This window comes from bacterium (assembly GCA_021372615.1).
Taxonomy (GTDB): domain Bacteria; phylum Armatimonadota; class Zipacnadia; order Zipacnadales; family UBA11051; genus JAJFUB01.
In genome coordinates this window covers 1-7,319 of sequence record JAJFUB010000045.1, presented here as the reverse complement: position 1 = coordinate 7,319, position 7,319 = coordinate 1, and the positions used below count along the sequence as shown (strand labels likewise).

The following is a 7,319-nucleotide window of genomic DNA, read 5'->3' as shown; positions in this document are numbered from 1 at the left end:
GACAGCTTCTCCTTCGCGTTGCGGCTGGTGTTCGTCACGGGCATGTCGCTCGTCGCCTTGCCCGACACCACGCGGAGGAGGTTGATCCGCCCGACGTACGGGTCGCTCAGCGTCTTGAACACGAAGGCCGAGAACGGGGCGGCGGCCGCGCACTCACGGGTCTCTTCCTGGTCGGTGCCAGGCTTGACGCCGGTCCAGGCCGGGCGCGCGTTCGGTGCGGGGCAACTGCCCTTGAAGAACTCCAGGGAAGAGCCCAGGCCCTTCGCCTCCAGGCCGTCGCAGCACAGCACGGGCACCAGCAGCCCCTCGGCCACAGCCTTCTTCAGCCCGTTGGCCAGCTCGGCGGCGGTCAGCTCGCCGGCCTCCAGGTACTTCTCGGTCAGATCGTCATCGGTCGCGGCCACGGCATCAATCAGCTTCTCGCGCGCCTCGGCCACGGCGTCGGCCAGATCCCCCGGCACATCCGTCGCCTTCAGGTCCTTGCCGCTTCCCGTGTAGGCCTTCAGGGCCACCAGGTCCACGACGCCCCCAAAACTTGTCCCCTGGCCGATCGGCAACTGTACCGGCACGGCCTCGCAGTCCTTGAGCATCCGGTTCATGCTATCCACGGCGGCGGCGAAGTCGGCGTGTTCCTTGTCCATCTTGCTGACGACGCCGACCACCGGAACGCCCATCTCGCGGGCAGTGCTGTACACCTTGATGGTGTGGATCTCGACGCCGGCCTGCGCGTCCAGGACGAGCAGCGCCGTGTCGGCCACCTTCATCGCCACCGGCACGTCGGCGAAGAACTCCGAGTACCCCGGGGTGTCCACCAGGTTGATCTTCACGCCGCCGTACTCGCAGTGGCACAGCGACGGGGTGATCGAGATCTGTCGGGCGACTTCCTCAGCCTCGAAGTCCGCCGTGGCGGTCCCGTTGTCCACCTTGCCCAGACGATCAATGGCGCCGGTGGCGAACAGCAGGCCCTCGACCAGGGAGGTCTTCCCCGAGCCCCGATGGCCGATCAATACCAGGTTGCGAATCTGTTCGGTAGAAAAAGGCACTTCCGTACGCCTCCGGCGTGTGTCGTGGGAGCGCCAGCATCCTGCTGGCACGTCCGTTGCTGCTCAGTCGTGGTGGCGCCATCCGTCGCGCCGTCGTTCCGGGCGTTGCTGCCCGCGCCCTATCTCGCCCGCTCGAGGACCTGGACCACGCGCCAGGACTTGTCCTTCGACAGCGGCCGGCACTCGGTGATCATCACGCGGTCGCCGGTGTGGGCGTCGTTGGTCTCGTCGTGGGCCTTGAACCGCGCGGTGCGGCGCAGCACGCGACCATAGACCGGGTGCGGGGTCAGGCGCTGCACGGCCACCACGACGGTCTTGTCCATCTTGTCACTGACCACGGTGCCCTCAAGAGTTCGCTTCAGCTTCTCGCTCATCGCTCTGCCTCTAGTCAGATATCCTTAGCTCAGCCCGCGCTCGGTCTGAATGGTGCGGATGCGCGCGATCGCCTTGCGGTACTTGCGCACGCGCTTGGGGTCCTCAACCTGTCCGGACGCCAGCCGGAAGCGCAGATTGAACAGCGCCTCCTGGATGTGGCGCAGCCGCTCGTGCAGTTCCTCAGGCGAAGCCTGGCGAATCTGCTCCACGAAGTCGCGGGTGCTCTTGGAGTTGTCAGGCATTCAGATCATCCTCCCGCGTGACGAAGCGGCACTTGATCGGCAGCTTGTGCATGGCCAGCCGCATGGCTTCCTTGGCCACGTCTACCGGCACGCCGGCCATCTCGAACATGACCCGGCCCGGCTTCACGACGGCGACCCAGAACTCCGGGGCGCCCTTACCCTTACCCATGCGGGTCTCAGCCGGCTTCTTGGTGACCGGGCGGTCCGGGAAGATCCGGATCCAAACCTTGCCGCCGCGCTGGGCATAGCGGGTCATGGCCACACGGGCCGACTCGATCTGCCGGCTGGTGATCCACGACGGCTCCAGCGCCTGCAGACCGAACTCGCCAAAGTCCAGGTTGTTGCCACGGTCCGCCGCGCCGCGCATGTTGCCGCGATGGGTCTTCCGGTGCTTGGTGCGCTTGGGCATCAACATCGTCGGTTACTCCTCTTCGCTCGCCTCGGGGCCGCCCAGGGCGCTGAGCAGTTCGTCCTCTTCGGGCGCCGCCAATTCGATCACTTCGGTCTGCGCCGGAGCCGCGTCAATCTGCGGCACGACCGGGGCCGGGGGAGCCTCCACGGCCGCCGCTGCGGGGGCTTCCGCTACCACGGGCTCGGCGGCCGGAGCCGCTGCGGCCGGGGCCTCAACCTCCGGCGCCGGCGGGGCGGCCGACTCCTTCTTGGGGGGCAGCACCTCGCCGCGGTACACCCAGACCTTCACGCCGATGTGCCCGTAGCCCGTCTTAGCCTCGGCGCGGCCATACTCCACATCGGCGCGCAGCGTGTGCAGTGGCACGCGACCCTCGGGCCCGACGCCCTCGGTGCGGGCGATCTCGGCGCCGCCGAGGCGACCGCTGACGGAGCAGCGAATGCCGCCGGCCCCCAGCCGCATCGCGCGGTCCACGGCCTGCCGCATCGCGCGCCGGTACGAGACGCGGCGCTCGATCTGCCGGGCGATGTTGTCGGCCACGAGTTGCGCGTTCAGGTCCGGTTCCTTCGTCTCCTCGACATTCACGCGCACCTTCTGACCGGACATCTTCTCGATCTTCTGGCGCATCGTGTCTACGTCCCGCCCACCCTTGCCGATGATGATGCCCGGCTTGGCGGTCGAGACCGTCACGGTGATGGTGTCCGCAGCGCGCTCCAACGTGATGTCGGAGACCGAGGCGTTCCGCGTCTGGTCCAGCACGAACTGCCGGATTTTGATGTCCTCGATGAGCAGGTCGCGGTAGCGCTTGCCCTCGGCGAACCAGCGGCTGCGTGCCTCGCGGATCACGCCCAGCCTGAAGCCGTACGGATGTACCTTCTGTCCCATGGGTCACTCCATGTTCTGCGTCGCGTGGGGCGAACGATCAGGTTCGCCGTCACTCGGGCCCCGCCGCGTCTCCGCCCGGAGCCCGTCCTGCCTGCCCTACTCTTCCTCTGCCTGCCCGTCACTCACGACCACCGTGATGTGGCAGGTGCGCCGCACGTACCGGTCGGCCCGCCCGCGCGCCCGTGGCTTCAGGCGCGGCATCTTGGTCGAGCCGTCTATCATGACCGTCTTGACCGTCAGGTCGTCGCCGTCCATGTTGTGGTTGTTCTCAGCGTTGGCCACGGCCGACTCCAGCACCAGGCTCAGTGCCCTGGCCGCCGGACTGGGCTGCACGCCCAAGACCGACCGCGCCTCGCCTAGCGCCTTGCCCCGCACCAGATCCGCATATCGCATGACTTTGCGCGGTCCGCACCGCACGTACTTGGCAATCGCTCTTGCATCCATGGTCCTTGCTCCTCAAACCGGTGGGCGGCTGCGACGGGGGGCCGCAGGCGACCGCCCCGCGACCGGGCCGGGCTCCTCAGAGCCCGCCCCTGACCTACTTGGGGCCACCCGTCGTCTTCTCAGACTTGCCACCGCGCATGCCGCGGAAGGTGCGGGTCGGTGCAAACTCTCCCAGCTTGTGCCCGACCATGTTCTCGGTGATCAGAATGGGCACGTGCTTGCGGCCGTCGTGCACGGCGATGGTGTGCCCCAGCATCTCCGGGAAGATCGTCGAGCGTCGCGACCACGTCCGGATCATGCGCTTCGGGCCGCTCTCGTTCATCGCCTGCACCTTGGCCAGGAGCTTCTCTTCGGCGTACGGGCCCTTCTTGATTGACCTTGCCATACCGTACCTCTTCTGGTGCGGCGCGATCCCTCGCGCCCAGGCCACCGGCGCGACAAATCGCGCCCCGTCACTCTACTTGCTGCCCCGCCGGCGCACGATGTACTTGCTCGACTGCTTCCGCACCTTGCGCGTCTTCTTGCCCAGCGTCTTCCAGCCCCACGGCGACCGCGGGCTGTCCAGACCGATCGGCGCCTTGCCCTCGCCGCCGCCATGCGGATGGTCCTTCGGGTTCATGACCACGCCGCGTACCGTCGGCCGGACGCCGCGCCACCGGCTGCGGCCGGCCTTCGCGTCGCGCACGTTGCCATGGTCCGTGTTGCCGACCCGACCCATCGTCGCGCGGCAGCGCTGGGACACCATGCGCATCTCGCCCGAAGGCAGGCGGAGCGTGACCAGCGTGCCCTCCTTGGCGACGACCTGGGCCTCCGCGCCGGCGCTGCGCACCATCTGCCCGCCGCGCCCCGGCGTCAACTCGACATTGTGCACCGTGCTGCCCAGGGGGATCCGCTCCAGCGGCAGCGAGTTGCCCAGCCGCGGCGGCACGGCGTTGCCGGAAATCAGCGTGTCGCCCTTGGAGACGCCCAGCGGCGCCAGGATGTAGCGCTTCTCGCCGTCCGCGTAGTGCAGCAGGGCGATGTTCGCCGAGCGGCCCGGGTCGTACTCGATCGCGGCGACCTTGGCCGGCACGTCGTCCTTGTTGCGCTTGAAGTCAATCTGGCGCACCAGCTTGCGGTGGCCGCCGCCCTGGTGGCGAACGGTGATCTTGCCGGTGTTGTTCCGCCCGGCGGCGTTGGTCTTGCGTACCCGCAAAGCCTTCTCGGGCTTCTTGTTCCTGTCCACGCCCTCCTTGACGACGGTCGTCAGCGTGCGACGACCGGCTGAGGTGGGCTTGTGTTCCTTGAGTGCCATTTCGTTGCTCCTTGCTGATAGCGGGGCTCACCTGGCCAGTGAGCCGCCACGCCAGCGCTCCCGTCTGGTACCCGTCCGCGCCGTGGCCGTAGCCTTCACCCCTCCCCCCCGGGGAGGGGTCGGCCCGCAGGGCCGGGGGTGGGCAGCCTTACCCGCCCGCCAACACGTCAATCGTCGAACCCGGCGCCAGCGTCACGATGGCCTTCTTCCAGCGCGACGTGTGGCCGGTGCGGTGGCGGTAGCTGCGCCGCCGGGCCTTGCCATGGATCATCATCGTGTTGACGTCCAGGACCCGTACGTTGAAGATCGCCTCGATGGCCCGGGCAATCTGGATCTTGTTCGCCCGCGTGTCCACCTTGAAACAGTACTTGTTGTGCTCTGCCGACTCCCGCATGCTCTTCTCGGTCACAAGCGGGCGCAGGATGATCGCGCGGTGCTCCAACACACTCGGGTCGCCACCCTTAAGCATCGGCCTCGCCTCCTCCGGTCATGACCTGCAAGGCCGCTTGCGTCAGGACGACATAGTCCGCCCACAGCGCATCCCGTGCGTTCAGGTGCGGCGCCTCGCGCAGCAGCAGGCCGGGTATGTTCCGCACGCTCTTGGCGTTGCTCTCGTTGTTGGCCTCGTCCCCCGATACCAGCATGATGACCTTCCCCGTCACATGCATGGCCGCCAGCAGGTCCACCACGTCGCGGGTCCGCGGAGCGGCCAGCGCCAGCTCCTGCAGCACCAGGACCTTGCCCCGCCGGGCCTTCTCCGACAGCGCCGAATACAGCGCCTTGCGGCGGGCCTTCTTGGGCATGGTCAGGACGCGGTTGTCGCCCTTGGGGGGGTGGGCCACCCCGCCGCCGACAAAGAGCGGCGCGCTGCGGGCACCGTGGCGCGCGCGGCCGAGGCCCTTCTGGCGGTACATCTTGGCGGTCGTCCGATCCACCTCGCCCCGCGTCTTGGCCAGACCGGCCTTGCGGGTCCGCTGCCCTTCAATGACCATGACAGCCTGGTGCAACAGATCGCGGTTCAGCGGGGTCGCGAAGACCTCGGCGGCGGCCTCGACCTGTCCCACCTTCTGTCCGGCCGTATCGTAGAGTGACAACTGCGGCATCAAACTCATCCCTTCACCCGGCGAGTCGCGGGTCGTCCCGTCGCAGCGGCCGGGCCCGTGCACCCAAGGCTACGCGCTCTCGCGGCTCCGTATCAGCAGCAGGCCGCCGTTGGCGCCCGGCACGGCGCCCTTGATCAGCAGCAGGTTCCGTTCGGCGTCCACGTCCACTACGGTCAGGCCCTTCTGGGTCACCGTCGCGGCGCCCAGGTGCCCCGGCCGTCGGGCGCCGGGGAACACGCGCGCCGCATCCGTCGCGCCTCCGGACATCGGCTTGCGGTGGATCTTGCTGGCGCCATGCTCCATCGGGCCGCCGCGGAAGTGGTACCGCTTCATGCCGCCCGCGAAACCCTTGCCCTTCGACGTGCCCTGCACCACGACCTGATCGCCCTTCGCGAACACCTCGACGCGAATCTCGTCGCCCGTGTTCACTTCCTGCTCGGCCGCTACGTGGAACTCACGCAGGTAGCGCTTCGGAGCGACGTTCCGCGACTGGAAGTGCCCCAGCTGCGGCTGGTTCAGCCGCTCGCGCTTGCGGTCCTCGAACCCCACCTGGATGGCCTCGTAGCCGTCCTTCGCCGTCGTCTTGCGCTGCACGACGACACACGGACCGGCCTCGATGACCGTGACCGGAACCATCCGGCCCTGCTCATCGAATACGCGCGTCATTCCGATCTTCTTGCCCAGTATCGCTGGCATCTTCGTCACCTTGAAGAAGTCATGCGTGCGGCGGCCGGTGCGCTGACCCCTGACCGCTGACCCCTGATCCCTGCCCTTACCCCGCCGACGTCTTGATCGACACGTCCACGCCGCTCGGCAGGTCGAGCTTCATCAGCGCATCCACCGTCCGCTGGGTGGAGTCAATGATGTCAATCATGCGCTTGTGCACCCGGATCTCGAAGTGCTCCATCGTCCGGCTGCTGCGACCCAACGCCGTCGGCTTCACGATGCAATGGACGCGCTTGTCGGTGGGCAGCGGGATCGGGCCGGCGATGCGAGCGCCGCTGCGCTCCGCCGTCTCTACAATCTTCTGCGCCGACCGGTCCAGGATCTCGTGATCGAACGACTTGAGCTTGATCCTGATCTGATTGGTCCTCGCCATCGGATTTCTCCTGTACCGTCAACTGCCGTCTGCCGCACTCCCCCTCCCGGTGAGGCGCGCAGCGTCTCCGGAGGGGTCCGGCCGAAGGCCGGGGGTGGGCCGCCGTTGCTTTACTCGATGACCTTCGTCACGACCCCGGCGCCCACGGTGTGACCACCCTCACGGATGGCGAACCGCACGCCCTCTTCCATCGCGATCGGCACGATCAGTTCCGCCGAAAGCGTCACGTTGTCGCCCGGCATGATCATTTCCGTGCCCTCCGGCAACGCCGACGAGCCCGTCACGTCCGTCGTCCGGAAGTAGAACTGCGGCCGGTAACCGTTGAAGAACGGCGTGTGGCGACCGCCCTCGTCCGCCGTCAGGATGTAGACCTCGCCCTCGAACTTCGTGTGCGGTCGGATCGAGCCCGGCCACGCGATGACCTG

12 protein-coding genes and 1 pseudogene are annotated in these 7,319 nt (G+C 67.8%); all 13 read right to left on the bottom strand.

What is annotated here, in order from left to right:
* Nucleotides 1–1,043, bottom strand: a 1,043-nt coding sequence (locus tag LLH23_07495; GenBank protein MCE5238322.1) for a GTP-binding protein, incomplete at its 3' end; no start/stop codon positions are given.
* 119 nt (nt 1,044–1,162) lie between these two features.
* Entirely contained in the window at nt 1,163–1,417 is a 255-nt protein-coding gene (gene rpsQ / locus LLH23_07490) for a 30S ribosomal protein S17 (protein MCE5238321.1), read from the bottom strand.
* A gap of 24 nt (nt 1,418–1,441) precedes the next feature.
* Entirely contained in the window at nt 1,442–1,660 is a 219-nt protein-coding gene (gene rpmC / locus LLH23_07485; protein MCE5238320.1) for a 50S ribosomal protein L29, read from the bottom strand.
* Entirely contained in the window at nt 1,653–2,075 is a 423-nt protein-coding gene (gene rplP / locus LLH23_07480) for a 50S ribosomal protein L16 (GenBank protein MCE5238319.1), read from the bottom strand. The genes rpmC and rplP overlap by 8 nt, the downstream gene beginning before the upstream one ends.
* A 228-nt stretch (nt 2,076–2,303) precedes the next feature.
* Nucleotides 2,304–2,954, bottom strand: a pseudogene (rpsC, locus tag LLH23_07475) (30S ribosomal protein S3).
* 96 nt (nt 2,955–3,050) lie between these two features.
* Nucleotides 3,051–3,398: a 50S ribosomal protein L22 gene (gene rplV / locus LLH23_07470; protein MCE5238318.1), complete on the bottom strand. Its 348-nt coding sequence runs from the start codon at nt 3,396–3,398 to the stop codon at nt 3,051–3,053.
* Between the two features lie 94 nt (nt 3,399–3,492).
* Nucleotides 3,493–3,783: a 30S ribosomal protein S19 gene (rpsS, locus tag LLH23_07465; protein ID MCE5238317.1), complete on the bottom strand. Its 291-nt coding sequence runs from the start codon at nt 3,781–3,783 to the stop codon at nt 3,493–3,495.
* A 72-nt stretch (nt 3,784–3,855) separates the two neighbouring features.
* Nucleotides 3,856–4,692 (bottom strand): 50S ribosomal protein L2, encoded by an 837-nt coding sequence (rplB, locus tag LLH23_07460; GenBank protein MCE5238316.1) that lies wholly within the window; start codon nt 4,690–4,692, stop codon nt 3,856–3,858.
* Between the two features lie 148 nt (nt 4,693–4,840).
* On the bottom strand, nt 4,841–5,137 hold the full coding sequence (gene rplW, locus LLH23_07455) for a 50S ribosomal protein L23 (protein MCE5238315.1): 297 nt from the start codon (nt 5,135–5,137) through the stop codon (nt 4,841–4,843).
* A 16-nt stretch (nt 5,138–5,153) separates the two neighbouring features.
* Complete coding sequence (rplD, locus tag LLH23_07450) at nt 5,154–5,795, bottom strand: 50S ribosomal protein L4 (GenBank protein MCE5238314.1); 642 nt, start codon at nt 5,793–5,795, stop codon at nt 5,154–5,156.
* Between the two features lie 69 nt (nt 5,796–5,864).
* Nucleotides 5,865–6,491, bottom strand: a complete 627-nt coding sequence (gene rplC, locus LLH23_07445) for a 50S ribosomal protein L3 (protein ID MCE5238313.1) — start codon at nt 6,489–6,491, stop codon at nt 5,865–5,867.
* A 76-nt stretch (nt 6,492–6,567) separates the two neighbouring features.
* Entirely contained in the window at nt 6,568–6,894 is a 327-nt protein-coding gene (rpsJ, locus tag LLH23_07440; protein MCE5238312.1) for a 30S ribosomal protein S10, read from the bottom strand.
* Nucleotides 6,895–7,004: 110 nt separating this feature from the next.
* Nucleotides 7,005–7,319, bottom strand: a 315-nt coding sequence (gene tuf, locus LLH23_07435; GenBank protein ID MCE5238311.1) for an elongation factor Tu, incomplete at its 5' end; no start/stop codon positions are given.